A 16,879-nucleotide genomic window follows, 5' to 3' on the forward strand; every position below is an offset into this window, starting at 1 on the left:
GGAACCGGGCCTTCCTTTCTTCGGGTGTGCGTGCCCCAATGGCGCTGTCGCCGGCTGCCGCGACACCGTGAGCCGCGGTCGGAGAGGCGGAGTCGGCGACGCCAACCCGTAACCCCCACAAGAAGGCGGGACCCTCCATGAAGCATGGCAAGCTCGGCATAGGCGCGTTATTGGGCGGCGTGGTCGCCGCAGGCGCGCTCGTCATGGCCCCCACGGCCGGAGCGGTGACGCCGGACACGGCCACCCTCTCCTTCGACTGCGGTGCGTTCGGCTCGGGCACAGCGACGCTGACGGCCACGCAGGACGGGACGGCCGCGACGATCAGTGTGTCCACCTCGGCCATCACCTCGCCGATCAACCTCTCGCCCAACTCCGTCCGTTCCACCCTCGCGCTCACCAAGAACGGCTCGGACACGGCGACGTTCACCGGCAGGTCCAACCCCGCCATTCCGGCCGGCAGCCCCGTGACGACCGGTCCGCTGAACGGGACGGTCGCAGCGGGCGACAGCCTGGAGGGCAAGTCGCTCACGGTCGTGGTCTTCGGCATCAGCGTGACGTGCAACGCCACGTCTGCCCAGTTGCCCGGCCCCTTCGTGTTCTGACCCCTCTGACCCCTCTGATCCCCCTGACCCTCTGATCCCCCTGACCCTCCGGCCTTTTCCGGCCGCCAGGCGGCAGGCGGCAGGCGCGAGGGGGTGCCGTCACTCGCCCACGGGTGACGGCACCTCCGTCCGAAAGCGCCCCGGAGGGGTGCCGAACAGCCGGTTGAACGCGTGGGAGAGGGCGTACGGAGAGCTGTAGCCGACCCGGCGGGCGATGGTGTCCAGTGGCTCCTGGGTGTCACGCAGCAGCGCGGCGGCGCGGGTCAGCCGCCACCAGCCGAGATACGCCATCGGCGGGCGGCCGACCAGAGCCGTGAACCGCCGCGCCAGTGTGGCCCGCGAGACACCGACGCGTGCGGCGAGCCGTTCGTTGCTCCACGCGTCGGCGGGTTCCTCGTGCAGGGCGCGCAGGGCGGCGGCCACCAGGGGGTCGTTGAGCGCTGCGGGCCAGCCTGCCGTACCGGCGGCGGCGCCGTCCGCCATCCAGGCGCGCACCATGTAGACCAGCAGCAGATCGAGCAGGCCGGGGACGACCACCCCCGTGCCGGGTCGGTGCGCGCCGATCTCGCATCCCAACAGTTCGACTGCCGCGCGCAGTTCCGGGTGCCGGCCGCCCCGGTCGGACAGATGGACGACGTCCGGCAGCTCCGCCATGAGCGGGTGCGCGTGGCTGCGGTCGAGCCGGTACTTCCCGCACAGCAGGTCGGCCGCGTCCGGCGCGTCCGGGGGCGGAGGCGGCGAGGCCGTCCCCAGGCCGTGTCCGTCCAGCAGGCTCTCGAAAGGGACGGCGTTCTCGACGGTGTGCCGGTCGGCAGGGGTGTTGGCGAGCACATGGCCGGAGCCGTGCGGCAGGAGGACGACATCGCCCGCGACGAGGGACACAGCGGAGCCGGTGTCGGACAGCAGCCAGCAGCTGCCCTCCAGGACGACATGGAAGCCCGCCCCTTCGTACCCGGCGAACCGGCTGCACCACGAACCGGCCACCCGGACGCGGTTGGAGGACGGCCGTCCGGTGCGTACGGCCGAGATCGCGTCGCTGACCACATCCATCGCGCCAGTGTATGAGCCGAGCCGTATGCGTATCCGGATGAGTAGTTGGAGTACTGAGACACTCAACTCGCGCTTTCCAGGCCCGACCTGACGGAGAAGCCGGGAGAGAGCGGGAAAACCGTGCAGCGCATCGTGCTGGGAGACGTCGAGATCATCCGGGTCGTGGAGTGACAGGGCGAGTTCGCCCCCGCCCGGCTGTCTTTCGGACTCCGTCGACGGTGCTCATCGACACGGGGGTGGGCAACGGCCGGGAGCGGCCCGGCACCCCGCAGGTTGTCGGCGGCCGGAACGAACGGGACGTTCGAGATCAGCCGGTGGGCGACGTACGCCTGACGGCCTCGACGAAGGAGGGCGGGCGGAGCCGCACGTGGGCGGAGGTCTCGGGCGCGTACGGCCCGCCCAGCCCCCACGCCTGGTGCATCGCCCCCGCGAACGCCCCCGCCAGCTTGTGCTCGCCGGACGGGCCGGGATGGGTGCCGTCGTACGTGTCCGTGTCGATCGCGTACGACTCGGGGGACGATGCCAGCAGGACCGGTGACGCCGCCGCGTCCAGGTCCGCGACCGTCTTCGCGAGCAGTTCGTTGAAGCGGTCGCACTCCGCCGCGAACGGGGCGTCCGTGCGCGCGCGGATGTTGGGGATGACCGGGAGCAGGACCATCCGGATGCGAGGGTTCGCCGCGCGGGCCTCGGTGATGAACCGGTGGGCGTTCGCGGCCGTCCGGGTGCTGTCCGTGTAGAAGCCGAGGTCTATCAGGCCCAGCGAGACCAGCAGCACGTCCGCCTTATCCGCGGCGACCGTCTCGCGGATCACCGGGGCCATGTGGAGCCACCCCTCGCCCCAGCCCGCGAGATGGCGCCGGGCGGCGGGCGGGAAGGCCAAGGCGCCGTACTCGTACGACAGGGGTGCGTTCGCCGTCGTGTCGTACAGCTCGGTGCGCGGGCCGACGATGTCGTACGGGCCGCCGAAGGATGCGTCGAGGTGCTGCCACATGCGGTAGCGCCAGGTGAAATCGCCGGCGCGTCCGATGGTCATGGAGTCGCCGACGAACATGAAACGCATGGGGGCCATCATCGCCGATCAAGCCAGGCACCTGCGATGTGAGACCGGCCACGGCCCGGTGACCGGTGGCGGCCGTGGCAGGCTGGGGGGATGCGTTCGCTTCCGATCGTCGCCGCTGCCGCCGTCGTCCTGCTCGCCGCTGTCCCGGCCTCCGCCGACGACGACTCCGGGTTCACGATCAAGGACCCGAGAATCACGGAGTCCAGCGGGCTCGCCGCCAGCCATGCCCATCCGGGCGTGTACTGGACGCACAACGACCAGGACGAGCCGCGCGTCTTCGCCGTCGACTCCAGGACCGGGCGGACCGTCGCGACGATCACCCTCAGCGGGGTGGGCAAGCCCCGTGACATGGAGGCCATCTCCGTCGGCCCGGACGGGAACGTCTACGTCGGGGACATCGGCGACAATCTCAACGGCAGCTGGGACCACGTCTGGATCTACACGTTCCCCGAGCCGCAGGCCCTGAAGGACATGACTGTCCGGGCCACGCAGTACACGGTCAAGTACGCGGACGGCGCGCGGAACGCCGAGGCGCTGATGGTCCATCCCCGGACCGGCCGGGTCTACATCGCGTCGAAGAGCGAGGACGGCGGCGGACTGTACGAGGGGCCCGCCAAGCTCTCGTCCTCCAGGACCAACGTCTTCAAGCGCATCGGCGACGTGCCGTGGGTGACCGACGGGGCCTTCTCGCCGGACGGCAAGGAGCTGGTGTTGCGCTCCTACTTCAGCGCGCGCGGATACGAGTGGAAGAACGGCGGGCTGGGCGCCGACCACCGGGTGCAAGCGCCGATGCAGGGGCAGTCCGAGTCCGTGACGTACACCGCCGACGGCAAGGCGCTGCTGTTCGGATCGGAGGGGGAGCAGAGCGCGGTGGTGCGTGTTCCCCTCGGTAAGGAATCCGTGTCGGGCGGGGCCAGCGCGTCACCGTCACAGGGCGGCGGCGCCACCGCCGACGAGAGCGGGCAGAAGAACAGTTTCATGTACGGGCTGATCGTGCTCGCGGGAGGAACAGCACTCGTCCTCGGGATCAAGCGGCTGCTGCGTCGCGGGTAGGGGCGGTCGCGGCGACGCAACCGGGGGCCGGGCCCGCGCGTAGCCCGGCTCCCGGTGACGAACGATCAGGGGTCAGCGATCAGCCGTCAGCGATCAGTGGTTGGTCCCCGAGGCCCAGACCGCCTGGCTTCCGTCGTAGATGACAACGTTGCCGTCGTCCTGGACGACGAGGCGTGAACCGGGATGGCCGGCGGTGTTGGAGGCCCACACCGCTCGGTTGGAGCGGGTGTACACGACGAAGTTTCCGTCGGTCTGGAAGCGGGCCGTCCAGCCCTGGCCCACGGTGTTCGAGGCCCAGCGGGCGCGGTTGAACTCGTCGTAGATGACGAGGTTGCCGTCGGACTGCATGACCAGCCGGGCCGTGTTGGAGCGCACCGACTGGTTGCGGCTCAGGGTGAACGGCGCTTGGCGCGTCTGGTTCGCGGTGGCCCCCGGCTTCGCCGCCTTGCCCGTGGCGGCCGAAGGCGCGTGGTGTGCGGGTGCCGCTTGCGCCTGGCCTGCCAGGGTCATGACGGCGAGTGTGGCGGTTGCGAGAAGCGTTGTGGCTCTCTTCCCCACGAAAGAACTCCTTGCGTCAGGTAGTTCATCCATCGGTGCCCGGATTGGGCGCCGCCCCCGGACTCTGACACCGTGCGGCGCCGGAAGGACACGCTCCGTGGGGCAGTGACGGGTTTGTGGCACTGTTTGACCTGAAAATGCAGGAGGCATAGGCGCGAACCGCGGGAGGCGTGGAGGCGGCGCCGGACGGACAGCGGACGCCCGTGCCCCGTGCGAGAACCGGCACCGCGAAGCGCGGACCGCGCCGGTCGACGGGGAGGCGTACGCGCGAAGGGGCATGCGGGAAGGGGTGCGCGCGAAGGGCATGCGAGAGGGGTACACGGGAAGGGCTACGCGCGGACGGGCCCGGGCACGTGGCCCGGGCCCGTCGCCTCGTACCGCCGCTAGCGGCGGCCGAGCAGATCGCAGACGAAGTCCTCCTGGGTGGCCCGGAGTGTGGCGAGCAGCACCGGGTTGTTGGTCTTGTTCACCTGGGTGGTGATCGAGAAGGTCAGGGAGCGTTTGCCGTCCGGGGTCGCCGCCATCAGCTGGGTGTAGCCGGGGAAGTTGCCGGTGTGGCCGTACACGACACCGCAGCGGGTCGTGTAGCGGAAGATCGCCAGCCCGGCGTCGTTGGCCCCGGGGCCCGCCGGTTCGGAGGCGCCGCCCGCGACCCAGGTGAGCTGTTGGCGCCGGGTCGGCTTGGAGATCAGGTCGCCGCCCGCGTACGGGCGGATGAACGCGGTCGCGTCGTTGGGGGTCGAGACGATGCCGCCCGACGCCCACACGCTTGAGGCGCTGACGGCCGTGCTGACGTCCTCCGGAGGATTGGGCGGTTCGATGCTGTAGCCGTGCAGATAGGGCTCGGGGAGGCGGTAGTCCTGCGGGAGGCTGGTGTTCCGCAGGCCGAGCGGGCGGTAGACGCTCTGCTTCAGCAGTTGCTCGTACGTCTTGCCGCTCACCGCCTCCGCCATCAGCGCGACCGCGATGTTGTCGGAGTTCGAGTACAGATACTGCGAGCCCGGGGTGAAGTTGAGCGGCTCCCCGGCCACGTAGTCGAGCAGCGTGCGGGAGTCGAAGTGGCGACGCGGGTCCTGCGACCACAGCGCCACGAAGTCCGGGTCCGTGGTGTAGTCGGGCAGCCCGCTCGTGTGGTTCAGCAGCTCCCGCAGGGTGACCTCGCCCCAGGCCGCCGGCTGAGCGGGCAGCACCTTCGCGATCGTGTCGTCGAGGCTCAGCAGTCCGCGGTCGACGAGCTGGAGAGCGACGGCCCCGCTGAACGCCTTGGCCTCGCTCGCGAGCCGCATGTGGTCCTCCGGCTCCGGCGGGCGGTCGGTACCGAGCTCCGCGACGCCTGCCCGGAAGACCTCGGTGTCGTCCCCGCGCTTGAGTACGGCGATCGCCCCGGGCGGTCCGCCGGGCGTACGGACCAGTTCTTGGAGCCGCTTGTTCAGCCGGTGGTCCTGGTCGTGGTCGCCGGCCACGGAGGGCGACGACACAAGGCCGGTGAGGCAGGCGGCGGTCAGCAGGGCGACGGTGGGCAGCCGCAGCTTATGGAGGCGGGGGCGTGGGGGGCGTGGGGGGCGTGACAGCACGGTGGGTCTCCTGACGACGGTGGCGAGATCGCAGGCCCAGCATCACGCTGCGCTTCCGGGGCCGCCCGCTCCGGTGCGCCATCCGGCCGATCACGGCCCGGCCCGGTCACCGGCCCGGCCCATTGCCCGTCGTCCCGGTCACCGTCGCCGTTCCGTACGGTCGCCGTCGCTGCGGGACACCGTTCCGGCGTACGACAAGGGCCCGGGCGCACATCACATCGCACCCGGGCCCTCGCCGTACCTCGCTGTACCTCGTCGTCGGACCTGCCCGCCCGGACCCTCGCCGTCGGACCCTCTCGGTCGGACCGGCTGTGTCAGAGCTCTCCGGTCAGAGCTTCCCGGTCAGAGCTTCTCGATCACGTAGTCGATGCAGGCCGTCAGCGCCTGCACGTCCGCCGGGTCGATCGCCGGGAACATCGCCACACGCAGCTGGTTGCGGCCCAGCTTGCGGTACGGCTCGGTGTCCACGATGCCGTTCGCGCGCAGCGCCTTGGCGATCGCCGCCGCGTCGATCTCGTCCGCGAAGTCGATCGTGCCGATGACCTGCGAGCGCTTCGCGGGGTCGACCACGAACGGCGTCGCGTACTTGGACGCCTCGGCCCAGCCGTACAGGTTCCGCGAGGACGTCGCGGTGCGGGACACCGACCAGTCCAGGCCGCCCTGGCTGTTCAGCCAGGTCAGCTGCTCGTTCAGCAGGAAGAGCGTGGACAGCGCCGGGGTGTTGTACGTCTGGTTCTTCAGGGAGTTGTCGATCGCCGTCGGCAGGCTGAAGAACTCCGGCACGTGCCGGCCCGAGTCGTGGATGCGCGCGGCGCGCTCCAGCGCGGCCGGGGAGAAGACGCCGATCCACAGGCCGCCCTCGGAGGCGAACGACTTCTGCGGGGCGAAGTAGTAGACGTCCGTCTCGGTGATGTCGACCGGCAGGCCGCCCGCACCGGAGGTGGCGTCCACCAGGACGAGCGCGCCCTCGTCGGCGCCCGCGACCCGCTTGATCGGGGTGGCGACACCGGTGGAGGTCTCGTTGTGGGTGAAGGCGTAGACGTCGACGCCGGCCTCGGCCTGCGGGTCCGGGTGGGTGCCCGGGTCGGAGGTGATGACGGTGGGCTCGGCCAGCCACGGCGCGAGCTTCGAGGCCTTGGCGAACTTGGACGAGAACTCGCCGAAGGACAGGTGCTGCGACTTGTTCTCGATCAGGCCGTGCGTCGCGATGTCCCAGAAGGCGGTGGAGCCGCCGTTGCCCAGGATCACTTCGTAGCCCTCGGGGAGCTGGAAGAGGTCGCGTACACCGTCGCGCACCGCGCCGACCAGGTTCTTCACCGGGGCCTGGCGGTGGGACGTGCCGAGGAGAGAGGTGCCGGTCGCGGCCAGGGCGTCCAGCGCCTCCGTACGCACTTTGGAGGGGCCCGCGCCGAAACGGCCGTCGGCGGGCTTGATGTCAGCGGGAATCTGGATCTCAGCCACGTTCGGGAGCGTAGCCGTTCCGGCGGCGCGGCGGAGCCGCGGTCCGGCGGCTGAGACAAGCCCCCGGCTCCTGACCTGCGGATCATTCGTCTTTCTGATGCACCGCAAGGGTGTGCAGATACTCGACCAGTGCAATCAGCACGAACTTGCTGGACGAGTGGTCGCGGGCGTCGAACTCCACCAGCGGGACCTCGGGCCCCAGCGCGAGTGCCTGGCGGATCTGCTCGTCGCTGTGCAAAGGCCCGCCGAAGTCGTTGACGGCGATGATGAAGGGCGTGCCGTGGTGCTCCAGGCGGTCCAGCGCGTACCAGGCGTCGGGCAGGGAGCGGGTGTCGACGAGGACGACCGCGCCCAGCGTGCCCTCGAACAGCCGCTCCCACAGGAAGCCGAAGCGTTCCTGGCCCGGTGAGCCGAAGAGGTACAGGGCTGTCCGGTCGTCGATGGTGATCCGGCCGAAGTCGAAGGCGACGGTGGTGGCGCCCTTGGCGCTCTTGGCACTCCTGGGGTTCTTGGCGCCGGTGCGGCCGGTGTCGTCGAGGCTGCGCCCGGCATGGCTCATCACCTCCTCCGTGTGCAGCGGGCGTATCTCGCTGACGGAGCGGACCATCGTGGTCTTGCCCGCTCCGAATCCGCCCACGATGACGATCTTCAGGGCATTGACGGTCGTCCCGGCGCGCGCGGGGTGGGGCTGTGTCGGTGGGGCCACCCGTGTGCAGCGGGTCATCGGTTCTGGGCAGTGCCGGTCATCGGGTGTTGCCTTCCGGGGGGCGTAACTGGAGCCGCAGGTTCCCTGATCAAGTGGTCGTCACTATAGGAGAGTTGGCGATCACATTGGGCTGTTCTCGCGGGCTTTTCGTCGGGCGTCCGGGCGCAACGCGTACACCTGGCACGGTTCGCGCAGGTGTGACGCGAGCGACAGGGGCATCCTGAGAGACATGGGCGAGCAGCGAGGGCCGGCGCGGGGCCGACGCGGGACGAGCGATCCGGGCGAAACGGGCGAAATGGGCGAGCTGGCGCGGGAGCTCACCCGGGCGGTGCGCGGCGAGGTGGACTTCACCGCCGCTGCCCGTGCGCTGGTGACCATGGACGCGTCCAACTACCGGCGGGTGCCGGTCGGCGTCGTCGCGCCGCGCGACGCGACGGACGTGGCCGCCGCCCTGGAGGTGTGCCGCGCCCGCGGGGTGCCGATCGTGCCGCGCGGGGCCGGGACGTCCATCGCGGGCCAGGCCACCGGCGTCGGTGTGGTGCTCGACTTCACCCGCCACATGAACGCGGTGCTCGCGGTGGATGCCGGGACGCGCACGGCGGTGGTGCAGCCGGGCGTCGTCCTGGACGCCCTGCGCGACTCCGTACGGTCCGACGGGCTGACCTTCGGGCCCGATCCGTCCACGCACAGCCGCTGCACGCTCGGCGGGATGATCGGCAACAACTCCTGCGGCTCGCACTCGGTGGCGTGGGGTACGACGGCCGACAATGTGCGCGGCCTCTCCGTGGTGACCTACGGCGGCGCGGAACTGCGCCTGGGCCAGGGGTGGGAAGGCGCGCCCACCGGTCTGCGGGAGCTGGTCGACCGCAATCTGGCGCTGCTGCGGACCGGATACCCGCAGGGACTGCCACGGCGGATCTCCGGATACGCGCTGGACGCCCTGCTGCCCGAGAACGGCGCCGACCTGACGCGGGCGTTCTGCGGCAGCGAGGGCACGCTCGGCGTGGTGACCGAAGCGACCGTACGCCTGGTCGAGGCGCCACGCGCGCGTGCGCTGGCCGTGCTCGGCTACGCGGACGAGAGCGCCGCCGCCGACGCGGCGGCCGGAATCCTCGCCCACCGGCCGCTGACCGTCGAGGGCATGGCCGAGGATCTGGTGCCGGACCCGCGGGGGCTGCCGCGCGGCGGAGCCTGGCTCTTCGTGGAGACGGGCGGGGCGACGGCGGCCGAGGCGCGCGTCCGTGCGGAGGCCATCGTGCGGGCGGCGGACGCGCTGGAGGGCACGGTGCTGGACGACCCGGCGGGGATGCGCGCGCTGTGGCGGGTCCGCGAGGACGCGGCGGGCACGGCGACGCGCACGGCCGACGGAACCGAGGCGTGGCCGGGCTGGGAGGACTGCGCGGTGCCGCCCGCCGTGCTGGGCGCGTATCTGCGGGACTTCCGCGCCCTGCTCGCCGACCACGGGCTGCGCGGCACGCCGTACGGACACTTCGGCGACGGCTGCATCCATGTCCGGATCGACTTCGACCTGATGAGCGACCAGGGCGTGGCGCGGTTCCGGGCCTTCTCCGAGGAGGTGGCCGAGCTCGTCGTCGCGCACGGCGGCTCGCTGTCGGGCGAGCACGGCGACGGCCAGGCGCGCGCCGAACTGCTGCCGAAGATGTACGGCGACGAACTGGTCGCCCTCTTCGGCCGGTTCAAGGACGTCTGGGACCCGGCGGGCGGCATGAACCCGGGGATGCTGGCCCGCCCGGACCGGCTCGACGCCAACCTCCGCTTCTCCGTGCTGCCGCGCGAGCGGGTCGACGTGGCCTTCGGCTACCCGCACGACGGCGGGGACTTCTCGGCCGCCGTACGCCGGTGCGTCGGTGTCGCCAAGTGCCGTGTCAAGGGGCCGAGTTCGGGTGCGGACGTGATGTGCCCGTCCTTCCGGGCGACGGGCGAGGAGCGGCACTCCACCCGCGGCCGGGCGCGGCTGTTGCACGAGATGCTCGCGGGCGACGTCCTGCGCGACGGGTGGCGATCGACGGAGGTACGGGACGCGCTCGACCTCTGCCTCTCCTGCAAGGGCTGCCGCAGCGACTGCCCGGTGGGCGTCGACATGGCCACGCACAAGGCGGAGTTCCTGCACCACCACTACGCGGGCAGGCGCCGCCCCGCCGCGCACTACGCCATGGGACGGCTGCCGGTGTGGCTGCGGCTGGCCGCCCCCTACGCGCGGGTCGTCAACGCGGTGGCGCGGGTGCGCCCGCTGGCGGCGCTGGCGAAGGCCGCGGCGGGCATCGCGCCCGAGCGCGAGCTTCCCCGGCTCGCGACCACGACCCTGCGGCGCTGGCTCCAGGACCGGATGCGCGACCGGACCGACGTCTTGGCCGCGAGCCGTACGGCGGTGCTGTGGCCGGACACCTTCACCGACCACCTCGCACCGTCCGTGGGCCGGGCGGCCGTGAAGGTCATGGAGTCGGCGGGCATCGGCATCGCCCTGCCGCCGGGCCGGGTCTGCTGCGGGCTGACGTACGTCTCGACGGGCCAGCTCGACCGGGCCCGTACGGTCATGCGCCACACCCTGGACACGATGGAGCCGCTCCTCGACCCGGGCGTGCCGGTGGCGGTCCTGGAGCCCAGCTGCGCCGCGGCCCTGAAGACGGACCTCCCGGAACTGCTCGCGGACGACCCCCGCGCGGCCCGCCTGGCGGCCTCGGTGCGCACCTTCGCCCAGGTCCTGGAGGAATGCGCCCCGGACTGGACTCCGCCACGCCTGGACCGCCAGGTCGCGGGGCAGACGCACTGCCACCAGCACGCGGTCCTCGGCGACGGCGCGGAGCGCAGGCTGCGGGAACGGGCGGGCCTGGCCGGCGAGCTGAGTGGCGGCTGCTGCGGCCTCGCGGGGAACTTCGGCTTCGAGAAGGGCCACTACGAGGTGTCCGTGGCCTGCGCGGAGGACCAACTGCTCCCGTCCGTGAGGGCGGCGGGCCGGGCCGCGGAGATCCTGGCGGACGGCTTCTCCTGCCGTACGCAACTGGACCAGCTGGCGGGACGGCGGGCGAGGCACCTGGCGGAGGTGCTCGCGGAGGGGCTGGACGGGTGACCGGTCGTGCTCGCTCCGGCCGGTGGGTCCGTCACCGGGTCGAGCGCCCGCTCAGGCAAGCTCCTCGGCGGGCACCTCGACGACGAGCGGAGGGTCCTGGGTGAAATCGCTGTACCGCACCCAGGACGGCCGCACCCGCACATGCGTGATGCCGGGCCAGGCCAGCCGGTCCCGGCCGTCCGGATAGGCGGTGAAGTACCACTCCCGCACGCGTTCGAGCTCGGTGCCGGTGGGGAAGTCCGCGACGCCCTCGATCTGGGCGGTGATCGCGTCGTCCCAGCCGATGACGAGCGCGATCCGCGGATCGGCGCGCAGGTTGATGCACTTGCGGGTGGTGTCGACCGTATCGAAGACGATCTCCAGCTGGTCACTGACCGCGTAGCCGACGACCGCGGCCTGGGGTGCACCGTCCGGGCTGACGGACGCCTGGACGGCCAGCTTGTACCGGCGGAGGAACCAGATGAGCTCGTCGCGCTGCATAGGCCTTGCCTACCACGAGCGGGATCCATCGGCTCGCCGGACGAGCGCCCCTCGGACCACCATCGCGGAGGACCGTTTGCCGGGCCCCAGTGGGACACCGGTCTCGGCGGCTACCTCTGGCGTCCCGTCGGGTCGGTAGTTCAGGTGAACCACGGCGGTCTCGTCGAACATCCAGAAATCCTGGATCGGTACGCCCACTTCGCGGTCCGTCGCGTCCACGATCCGGTAGTCCTCCCCGGCCTCGACATTTCCCGGGATGGCCCACTCGAACAGGTAGCGGCTGTAGTCCGTCAATGGCCTGCCGACCAGTTTGCGCATGGGTGTGCCTTCCTGGTCGTCCGGTGACCACAGGGCGTGGCCGTTCCCCGCCCGTGCCGGGCGGAAGTCATGGGGTGCGAGCTCCGCCTCAGGCCGAGTGGGGGAGCTTGGACACGACGGTGACGCCGGGGCCCTTGGCGATGACGTCGGCGTGGAGCAGGGGCTGCAACGCCGACCCGGGGCCTTCGATGGCGTCGGTCAGCCGCTCGTTCAGCAACGCGGCTTCCGAGGGAAGCAGGATCATTTCCGTGTCCGCCGTGTGTCGGCCGTTCTTGGTCAGCCAGATGGGAATACGGACGTTCCCGTCGTCATCCTTGTATGCGGGTCGGCTCGGAATCGGATCCATCCGCCAGCCCTTGTCAGTGGGCTGCTCGCGCGTATTTCTCTGGTTGGTCGGCATGTGTCCATCGTCCCGGCGCAGCGGCGACGTATCCAGACCGATTCCCGTTGCGGCATAAATGTCAGGCTCGGTACAACTCGGCCCATTCGAAAAGCTGTTGGCGGGCCACATCCTGGAACAGGGCGTGCGCCTCGAAGAGCCTGAACACCTCCAGATGCTCCGCTATGTCACGGGAGTCTCGAAAGACCATGCGGCCGGTGAAGTTCTCCACCGTTGCCAGCCGGTCGTCATAGACCGTGAATGTGTTCATCGGGCCATGGGGGATAAGCGTCCCGAGAGTGATGACGCCCATGCGGACGTTGGGGAGGCGAGAGAGCGAGACCAGCCGGTCGATCTGGACGGCCATGGCCGCGGGCGGCACGATCGCCCAGTTCACGGCCTGCTCGGTGAGCAGGAAGGTGAAGGACTTGGAGGTGTCGTAGAGGACCGACTGCCGTTCCAGCTTGCGCGCCACTGTCTTCGAGACGTCGCCGGGGAAACCGCTCAGGCTTGCCCGCACATACTCCGGAGTGGCCAACAGGCCGGTCACCATGGCGGGTAGAAAGTACCGCAGGGTTGTCGCCTCGGCCTCCAGGGCGGCCAGTTCTGTCTGCCGCTTCTCCAAGCCTCTGCGGCGCGAGGACCGCTTGTCCTCCCACTGGGTATTGGCGATTCTGGCCAGAGCTGTCACTTCTGTCATCAGCTCCGGTGGAGCGCCAATCGCCCGGAGGATGCGCTCCACATCAACGAGGCTCGGGGTCCTCTTCCCCGTTTCGAACTTGCTGATCTGCGACTGGGACATGTTGCAGCGCTTGGCCAGCCGGTCTCCTGTGAGACCGGCTGCCTTGCGCAGCTCTCTCAGTCGCTCGGCCAGGTCGGTCCTGGTCTGGCCGAGCTCCTCAGGTTCGAACGTCACCCGTGTTCTTTCACGTACTCCGCAAACGGTACGGATTCGGCAAGCGCAGTGCGCTTCCACTCCCGGTACGGCTGTATGTCGCCCTCGAAGGTTTCGCGGTCGATCAGTGTCCCGTCCGGCCGGAAGTTCAGATGGACGATGCGTGCATGGTCGAACATCCACCAGTCCGAGCCACCGAGCGGTAGCCCGTAGTTCTCGTTTGTGATGTCGAGAACGCGGATATCTTCCCCGGCCTTGATGTTGCCCGGAATGCCCCACGCGAACTGATAGCGCTGATAGTCGGTGAGGGGCCGACGCACGACTCTCACGCGACCGATTCTCCGGCCCGAAGCCACATATGCGCGGACGTGCTCGTGCCAGCGTGAGTTGTGGTCACCGGGTTTGGCTTCCCCTCGCAGGAAGCGGGCAAGGCTCCTCGCCTCCTGCGGCATGGTGTACGTGGGTTGGGCCTCGAAACGCCACGCATCCTGCGTGAACGAGTCGAAAGCCCTGTTCCACTCGTCACCATCCAAGTGCATGGACAGCCTCCCTCAAGATGTGTTCCGGGATCTCCACTAGCCCTTCCCCGTCCGGGACCGCGAAGCCGTCATAGAGAGCGCCTTGGACGACAATTGACCCTCGGCCGTCGTGCCTGTAGAGGTTCGGGCAGTCGTTGTCGTCGCAGTTCGGACCGTTTAACTTGCCGGTGAGTCGGGTCAGTTGCTTTCGTGGCACGGTGCCCCCATTCCCTCAGCCCCGTTTGGACCGCGTGAGATCGACGCTACGGAGCACCGTTCCTCACGTCCATGCCGACTCGGGACTATTCCCGTTCCGGCATAGACGATCTTGACGGCTCGGCCGCCACCTCCCGCGCCAGCGCCGCCAGTTGCCCGACCGCCGGATGCGGTGCCGATGCCCGCCATGCCAGGACCACCGGGGCCGGCGGTGCGTCCGACAGCGGGCGGTAGACGACGCCCAGGTGCGGGTGCATCAGCGCGGTCGAGGCCACCGACACCCCCACGCCCCGGCCCGCCGCGATGGCCGTCAGCCAGTCGTCCGTGTTGGCGACCGTGAGGGTTGCCGTCGGGCGGATCCGCGGGGGCCACAGGTCCAGGTTGGTCAGGCCCGAGACCGTGTTCAGGATGACCGGGCCCGACGTCAGGTCCGCCAGGGTCAGGGACGGGCGGGACGCCAGTGGGCCGTCCGCGGTGACCGCCGCCACCCGGGGTTCCGTGAAGAGCAGTTCGGTGACCAGGCCGGGGGTGTTCACCGGACCCCGCAGGACCGCCGCGTCGACCTCGCCGCGCGTCAGGCCCGCCGTGCGGTCGTCGATGCGCAGGAGTTCCAGCGGGGTGTCCGGGTGTTCCTGTTCCCAGCGGCGCAGCAGCGGGGTGGTGTACGGGCCGAGGGCGGACCAGGCGTGGCCGAGCCGCAGCGGCCAGCGGCGGAGCCGGGCCGCGTCGAGGGCCTCGTCGAAGGCGGCGACCGCGGCCGCCGCCTTGTCGCGGAAGACGTGGCCCTCCGCGGTGAGGACGAGATGATGGGTGGAGCGGTCCACAAGCCGGGTGCCGAGGTGTTTCTCCAGCGCCGCGAGCGCGCGGGAGACGGCGGGCTGGGTGAGGTGCAGCCGCGCCGCCGCCCTGGTCACGCTGGATTCCTCGGCGATGGCCAGGAAACAGCGGAGATGACGCAGCTCGATGCTCATGCGCGTGGAGCATAACCGCAGCCCAGTCGGCATTTCACGCAGCGCGCCCAGGGCCGTAGCGTAAGGGGGTCCGGCCGAAACGCATTCAGGAGGTCCGCGGTGGACGAGACCCGTTCCGCTGTCGTCGCGAACGAGCCGGAGGCTGCCGCGGCGCTGGGTGCCTCGGGTGCCCCCGGTACCGGTTCCCGCCGCAGCCTCGGTCCTGTCTCCCTGGTCGTCGCGGGTGCGCTGTCCGTCCAGTTCGGTGCGGCCATCGCCGTGCTGCTCATGCCCCGGGCCGGGGCACTGGGGGTCGTCACCCTCCGTCTCGTTCTCGCCGCGCTCGTCCTGCTCGTCGTCTGCCGGCCCCGGCTCCGCGGGCACTCGCGCGCCGACTGGGGCACCGTCGTCGCGTTCGGCACCGCCATGGCCGCGATGAACGTCCTCTTCTACCAGGCCGCCGACCGGATTCCGCTCGGTGCGGCCGTCACCTTCGAGGTGCTCGGCCCGCTCGCCCTCTCGGTGATCGTCTCGCGGCGTCTGATCAATCTCGTGTGGGCGGGCCTCGCCCTCGGCGGTGTACTGCTGCTCAGCGGCGGCGGCTTCGACCGGCTCGACCCCGTGGGCGCGCTGTTCGCGCTCGCCGCGGGCGCGATGTGGGCCGCGTACATCGTCTTCAGCGCCCGCACCGGGCGGCGGTTCCCGCAGGCCGACGGGCTGGCACTGGCCATGGGGGTCGGGGCCGTGCTCAGTCTGCCTCTGGGGATCGCGGAGGCCGGGGCTGCGCTGGTCGTGCCCTCCACGCTCGGCCTCGGGCTCGCCGTCGCGCTGATGTCCTCCGTGCTGCCGTACACCCTGGAGCTGCTCGCTCTGCGCAGGCTGCCCGCGCCGACCTTCGCGGTGCTGATGAGCCTGGAGCCGGCGATCGCGGCGACGGCCGGACTCCTGGTGCTGCATCAGGATCTTTCCCTGCTCGACGCCATGGCGATCGCACTGGTCATCGCGGCGAGCATGGGCGCGGTACGGACCCAGGTGGCCAGAAAGTCCCCGTAACCAAAGCAAGCATGCTTGCTTGTTTCTCTGTGCGCTGCCATGCTCCGGACACACAACGCCGTGTCCCGAGGGAGCGCACCGTGTCCGACCCGACGTCCGTACTCGACGACCTGCGCAGCGAGAGCGACGACATCGACCGGCTCGTGGGGGAGCTGGCCCCCGAGCGGTGGGCCGCACCGACCCCGGCGGACCGCTGGAGCGTCGCCCACCAGATCGCCCATCTCGCCTGGACCGACGCGGCGGCCCTGCTCGCCGTGACCGACCCCGACGCGTTCGGCGCCCAGGTCGCCAAGGCTCTCGTTGCGCCGGACAGCTTCGTCGACGACGGTGCGGACGAGGGGGCCGCGCTACCGCCCGCCGAGCTGCTGGCCCGCTGGCGCGAGGGCCGCGAGCGGCTGCAGCGGGCCCTGCGCGCCGCCCCGGCCGGGGCGCGTTTCCCCTGGTACGGGCCTCCCATGAGCGCCGCGTCGATGGCCACGGGACGGCTGATGGAGACCTGGGCGCACGGCCAGGACATCGCCGACGCGCTCGGAGCCGTACGCGAGCCGACCCCGCGGCTGCGCCACGTCGCCCACATCGGCGTCCGCGCCCGCGACTACGCCTTCGGGGTACGCGGTCTGACGCCGCCCGCCGAACCGTTCCGGGTGGAGCTGACCGCGCCCGACGGCGAGCTGTGGACGTACGGACCCGAGGACGCCGCCCAGCGGGTGACCGGGCCCGCACTCGACTTCGCTCTGCTGGTGACCCAGCGGGCCAACCGCGCAGACGTCGCTGTGCGGGCCGAGGGCGCCGACGCCGACCGGTGGCTGGACATCGCCCAGGCGTTCGCCGGCCCTGCGGGACCCGGCCGCACCGCCAAGGGGGCCTGAGGGTGCTCCGTATCGGCAACGCCTCCGGCTTCTACGGCGACCGCTTCGA

General features: G+C 70.9%; 17 protein-coding genes. 5 read left to right on the forward strand and 12 right to left on the reverse strand.

Annotated features, from left to right (window positions below; all coding sequences use genetic code 11):
• Positions 1-137 precede the first annotated feature (137 nt).
• A complete protein-coding gene (locus OG293_RS19745) occupies positions 138-602 on the forward strand; it encodes a hypothetical protein (RefSeq protein ID WP_406000098.1) in 465 nt (154 codons plus the stop codon).
• A gap of 99 nt (positions 603-701) precedes the next feature.
• Here the strand turns inward: OG293_RS19745 and OG293_RS19750 are convergent, their stop codons facing one another.
• Both OG293_RS19750 and OG293_RS19755 read right to left on the reverse strand, forming a co-directional pair.
• Positions 702-1,652, reverse strand: coding sequence for an AraC family transcriptional regulator (locus OG293_RS19750; RefSeq protein WP_406000099.1), 951 nt, complete (start codon positions 1,650-1,652; stop codon positions 702-704).
• Positions 1,653-1,959: 307 nt separating this feature from the next.
• Positions 1,960-2,712, reverse strand: coding sequence for a GDSL-type esterase/lipase family protein (locus OG293_RS19755; RefSeq protein WP_406000100.1), 753 nt, complete (start codon positions 2,710-2,712; stop codon positions 1,960-1,962).
• 90 nt (positions 2,713-2,802) lie between these two features.
• On the opposite strand from OG293_RS19755, the gene OG293_RS19760 reads away from it, so the two are divergent.
• On the forward strand, positions 2,803-3,765 hold the full coding sequence (locus OG293_RS19760) for a WD40 repeat domain-containing protein (RefSeq protein WP_406000101.1): 963 nt from the start codon (positions 2,803-2,805) through the stop codon (positions 3,763-3,765).
• Between the two features lie 93 nt (positions 3,766-3,858).
• On the opposite strand, the gene OG293_RS19765 is transcribed toward OG293_RS19760, so the two are convergent.
• The 4 genes from OG293_RS19765 to OG293_RS19780 all read right to left on the reverse strand — a co-directional run bounded on the left by OG293_RS19765 (position 3,859) and on the right by OG293_RS19780 (position 8,082).
• A complete protein-coding gene (locus OG293_RS19765; RefSeq protein WP_406000102.1) occupies positions 3,859-4,323 on the reverse strand; it encodes a hypothetical protein in 465 nt (154 codons plus the stop codon).
• A 383-nt stretch (positions 4,324-4,706) separates the two neighbouring features.
• The gene (locus OG293_RS19770; RefSeq protein WP_406000103.1) at positions 4,707-5,897 is read right to left on the reverse strand and encodes a serine hydrolase domain-containing protein; all 1,191 of its coding nucleotides are present in this window, start codon (positions 5,895-5,897) and stop codon (positions 4,707-4,709) included.
• A 342-nt stretch (positions 5,898-6,239) separates the two neighbouring features.
• On the reverse strand, positions 6,240-7,358 hold the full coding sequence (serC, locus tag OG293_RS19775) for a phosphoserine transaminase (protein ID WP_406000104.1): 1,119 nt from the start codon (positions 7,356-7,358) through the stop codon (positions 6,240-6,242).
• Positions 7,359-7,440: 82 nt separating this feature from the next.
• Positions 7,441-8,082, reverse strand: coding sequence for a GTP-binding protein (locus OG293_RS19780; RefSeq protein WP_406000105.1), 642 nt, complete (start codon positions 8,080-8,082; stop codon positions 7,441-7,443).
• Positions 8,083-8,359: 277 nt separating this feature from the next.
• Here OG293_RS19780 and OG293_RS19785 point away from each other — a divergent pair, with 277 nt between their 5' ends.
• Positions 8,360-11,152: an FAD-binding and (Fe-S)-binding domain-containing protein gene (locus OG293_RS19785; RefSeq protein ID WP_406003646.1), complete on the forward strand. Its 2,793-nt coding sequence runs from the start codon at positions 8,360-8,362 to the stop codon at positions 11,150-11,152.
• A 51-nt stretch (positions 11,153-11,203) separates the two neighbouring features.
• On the opposite strand, the gene OG293_RS19790 is transcribed toward OG293_RS19785, so the two are convergent.
• The 6 genes from OG293_RS19790 to OG293_RS19815 form a co-directional block, all read right to left on the reverse strand.
• Positions 11,204-11,632 (reverse strand): pyridoxamine 5'-phosphate oxidase family protein, encoded by a 429-nt coding sequence (locus OG293_RS19790; protein WP_406000106.1) that lies wholly within the window; start codon positions 11,630-11,632, stop codon positions 11,204-11,206.
• 9 nt (positions 11,633-11,641) lie between these two features.
• Complete coding sequence (locus OG293_RS19795; RefSeq protein ID WP_406000107.1) at positions 11,642-11,950, reverse strand: DUF6879 family protein; 309 nt, start codon at positions 11,948-11,950, stop codon at positions 11,642-11,644.
• 88 nt (positions 11,951-12,038) lie between these two features.
• Positions 12,039-12,350, reverse strand: coding sequence for a hypothetical protein (locus OG293_RS19800; RefSeq protein WP_406000108.1), 312 nt, complete (start codon positions 12,348-12,350; stop codon positions 12,039-12,041).
• A 61-nt stretch (positions 12,351-12,411) separates the two neighbouring features.
• Complete coding sequence (locus OG293_RS19805; protein WP_406000109.1) at positions 12,412-13,245, reverse strand: helix-turn-helix domain-containing protein; 834 nt, start codon at positions 13,243-13,245, stop codon at positions 12,412-12,414.
• Positions 13,242-13,763, reverse strand: coding sequence for a DUF6879 family protein (locus OG293_RS19810; RefSeq protein WP_406000110.1), 522 nt, complete (start codon positions 13,761-13,763; stop codon positions 13,242-13,244). Before OG293_RS19810 ends, OG293_RS19805 begins: the two co-directional genes overlap by 4 nt.
• Positions 13,764-14,044: 281 nt before the next feature.
• The gene (locus OG293_RS19815) at positions 14,045-14,929 is read right to left on the reverse strand and encodes a LysR family transcriptional regulator (RefSeq protein ID WP_406000111.1); all 885 of its coding nucleotides are present in this window, start codon (positions 14,927-14,929) and stop codon (positions 14,045-14,047) included.
• 99 nt (positions 14,930-15,028) lie between these two features.
• Between OG293_RS19815 and OG293_RS19820 the strand changes: the two genes are divergently transcribed.
• Positions 15,029-15,961: an EamA family transporter gene (locus OG293_RS19820; protein WP_406000112.1), complete on the forward strand. Its 933-nt coding sequence runs from the start codon at positions 15,029-15,031 to the stop codon at positions 15,959-15,961.
• Positions 15,962-16,041: 80 nt separating this feature from the next.
• Positions 16,042-16,830 (forward strand): TIGR03084 family metal-binding protein, encoded by a 789-nt coding sequence (locus OG293_RS19825; protein ID WP_406000113.1) that lies wholly within the window; start codon positions 16,042-16,044, stop codon positions 16,828-16,830.
• Positions 16,831-16,879 lie beyond the last annotated feature (49 nt).

Source organism: Streptomyces sp. NBC_00829, from assembly GCF_045161795.1.
Lineage (GTDB): Bacteria > Actinomycetota > Actinomycetes > Streptomycetales > Streptomycetaceae > Streptomyces.